This window comes from Psychrobacter sp. TB55-MNA-CIBAN-0194 (genome assembly GCF_040309505.1).
GTDB classification, from domain to species: Bacteria; Pseudomonadota; Gammaproteobacteria; order Pseudomonadales; family Moraxellaceae; genus Psychrobacter; species Psychrobacter fozii.
In genome coordinates this window covers 1-266 of sequence record NZ_JBEOOW010000370.1, presented here as the reverse complement: position 1 = coordinate 266, position 266 = coordinate 1, and the positions used below count along the sequence as shown (strand labels likewise).

1 protein-coding gene is annotated in these 266 nt (G+C 45.5%); it reads left to right on the top strand.

What is annotated here, in order from left to right; all coding sequences use genetic code 11:
* Nucleotides 1-266, top strand: a 266-nt coding sequence (locus AAEY75_RS15500; RefSeq protein WP_352260089.1) for a M13-type metalloendopeptidase, incomplete at both ends; no start/stop codon positions are given.

Below are 266 nucleotides of genomic sequence, written 5' to 3'. Positions count from 1 at the left end.
GAACAGCGAACCGCGGCTTTAGTTGCTCAGTATAATGAATACAAACCTTTTACTGATGCTGGCGTAAATGGTGAATTGACGTTAGGCGAAAATATTGGCGATTTAGGCGGCCTTACGGTTGCGCATAAAGCGTATATGCTATCTTTAGGTAACTCTAAGGCTCCAGTGATTGATGGCTACACTGGCGATCAGCGCTTCTTTATGGGCTGGTCACAAATTTGGCGTCGTAAGTATCGTGATGAAGCGTTGCGTAACCGCTTAATGAC